This window comes from Fibrella rubiginis, from assembly GCF_017353185.1.
Taxonomy (GTDB): Bacteria; Bacteroidota; Bacteroidia; order Cytophagales; family Spirosomataceae; genus Fibrella; species Fibrella rubiginis.
Genome location: NZ_JAFMYV010000029.1, coordinates 1 through 2845, shown reverse-complemented (window position 1 = coordinate 2845; position 2845 = coordinate 1). Strand labels below are relative to the sequence as shown.

General features: G+C 57.3%; 1 rRNA gene. It reads left to right on the top strand.

The window, feature by feature from the left end:
• The first annotated feature begins 7 nt into the window (after positions 1–7).
• A 23S ribosomal RNA gene (locus J2I47_RS26305) occupies positions 8–2845 on the top strand.

The following is a 2845-nucleotide window of genomic DNA, read 5'->3' as shown; positions in this document are numbered from 1 at the left end:
AACGCAGCAAAAGGGCACCTGGGGGATGCCTTGGCTTCTACAGGCGACGAAGGACGTGGCAAGCGACGAAACGCAGCGGGGACCGGCTGGCACGGGCTGATCCGCTGGTATCCGAATGGGGCAACCCGGTGGTGTGAAGCACCATCATCACGCCTTTGGGCGTGAGGCTCACCCGCTGAACTGAAACATCTAAGTAGGCGGAGGAAAAGAAAACAATCAGTGATGGCGTCAGTAGTGGCGAGCGAACGCGCTAGAGCCCAAACCAGTCTCGTTACGGCGGGGCTGGGGTTAAAGGACCCGGCAACAAGCAGCCTGATCAACACGAATGGCCTGGGAAGGCCAACCGCAGGGGGTGAGAGTCCCGTAGTGATCACATCGGGCTGTGGGCGGGGGATCCTGAGTAGGGGGGAGCCGGAGGGACTCCCTCTGAAGTCGGCAGCACCATCTGCCAAGGCTAAACACTGTAGAAGACCGATAGGGAAGAGTACCGTGAGGGAAAGGTGAAAAGGACTGGGTGTACCAGGGTGAAACAGAACCTGAAACCAGGTGCCTACAAGCGGTCGGAGCCACGTAGATGTGGTGACGGCGTGCCTTTTGCATAATGAGCCTACGAGTAACGGTCACTAGCGAGGTTAAGGGAGTGGACTCCTGGAGCCGAAGCGAAAGCGAGTCTGAAGAGGGCGACGTAGTTAGTGGCTGTTGACGCGAAACTTGGTGATCTACCCATGGCCAGGTTGAAGGGGTGGTAACACACCGTGGAGGACCGCACCGATAAACGTTGAAAAGTTTCCGGATGAGTTGTGGGTAGGGGTGAAAGGCCAATCAAACTGAGAAATAGCTCGTACTCTCCGAAATGTTTTTAGGAACAGCGTCTCATGTTACCCCACTGGAGGTAGAGCGACCGATTGAATGCGGGGGTGTCATAGCCTACCAACTTGAGTCGAACTCCGAATGCCGGTGGGGGTGTGGGGCAGTGAGGGGCAGGGTGCTAAGGTCCTGCTCCGAGAGGGGAACAACCCAGACCATCCGCTAAGGTCCCCAAGTGTGTGCTAAGTTGAACAAAGGTGGTCCGGCTGCCGAGACAGCCAGGAGGTTAGCTTGGAAGCAGCTATTCCTTTAAAGAGTGCGTAACAGCTCACTGGTCGAGCGGGGCGGGCATCGATAATAAACGGGCATCAAGCACAGCACCGAAGCGGTGGATCAGTATTAGTTTACTAATACTTGATGGTAGGAGAGCATACTGCGGGGGGTGAAGTTGGCGCGTGAGCGCTGGTGGACCGCGTGGTAGAGCAAATGTAGGCATAAGTAACGAGAAGGAGGGTGGGAACCCCTCCCGCCGTAAGACCCAGGGTTCCCGGGCGACGGCAGTCACCCCGGGGTTAGTCGGGACCTAATGGCCCAGCGAAAGCGCCGGTCAGATGGCCAGCAGGTGAATAGTCCTGCACTACCCTACAGTGCAACACACGGACAAATCGCCGGACTTCATGCGTGCTGCGGGAATAGCGCGCTGAGCGGAGGCTACGGCTGAAGCGAATGGGGGAAGGGGGTTTCAAGAAAAGGTGTGGAAGCGTCAGCTGTGGGGTACCCGTACCGTAAACCGACACAGGTGGTTGGGGCGAATAGCCCAAGGCGCACGAGAGAATCATGGCCAAGGAACTCGGCAAGATGACCCTGTAACTTCGGGAGAAGGGGGGCCTCCTCACTAGCGATAGTGAGAGGTTGCAGAGCAAAGGCCCAGGCGACTGTTTACCAAAAACACAGGACTCTGCCAAATCGAGAGATGACGCATAGGGTCTGACACCTGCCCGGTGCTGGAAGGTTAAGGGGGGGACTTAGTCGCAAGGCGAGGGTCTGAACTGAAGCCCCAGTAAACGGCGGCCGTAACTATAACGGTCCTAAGGTAGCGAAATTCCTTGTCGGGTAAGTTCCGACCTGCACGAATGGTGTAACGATCTGGGCACTGTCTCAGCCATGAGCTCGGTGAAATTGTAGTAGCGGTGAAGATGCCGCTTACCCGCCACGGGACGGAAAGACCCCGTGCACCTTTACTACAGCTTAGTATGGGGCGCTGGTGACGGATGTGTAGGATAGGCGGGAGGCAGTGAAGCGGTGTCGCCAGGCATCGTGGAGCCGACGTTGAAATACCGCCCTTTTGTCACTGGCTTTCTAACCTCTGATTGGGGGGACAGTACTTGGTGGGTAGTTTGACTGGGGTGGTCGCCTCCGAAAGGGTAACGGAGGCTTCCCAAGGTTTGCTCAGGCCGGACGGTAATCGGTCGGGGAGTGCAATAGCAGAAGCAAGCTTGACAGTGAGGCGTACAGGCCGATCTGGTGCGAAAGCAGGGTATAGTGATCCGGTAGCGCTGCATGGGTGGCCTATCGCTCAAAGGATAAAAGGTACGCCGGGGATAACAGGCTGATCTCCCCCAAGAGCTCACATCGACGGGGAGGTTTGGCACCTCGATGTCGGCTCGTCACATCCTGGGGCTGGAGAAGGTTCCAAGGGTTCGGCTGTTCGCCGATTAAAGTGGCACGCGAGCTGGGTTCAGAACGTCGTGAGACAGTTCGGTCCCTATCTGTGGTGGGCGTGGGATGATTGCGGGGATCTGTCCTTAGTACGAGAGGACCGGGATGGACGCACCGCTGGCGGATCGGTTGTATTGCCCAGTGCATGGCCGAGTAGCTACGTGCGGATTGGATAAGCGCTGAAAGCATCTAAGTGCGAAACCGACCCCAAGATGAGTCATCCGCTAAGAAAGGCTGTGGGAGACGACCACGTGGATAGGCGGCAGGTGGAGGGCTGGAAACAGGCGGAGCCGAGCCGTACTAATGTGCCTGTAAGGTT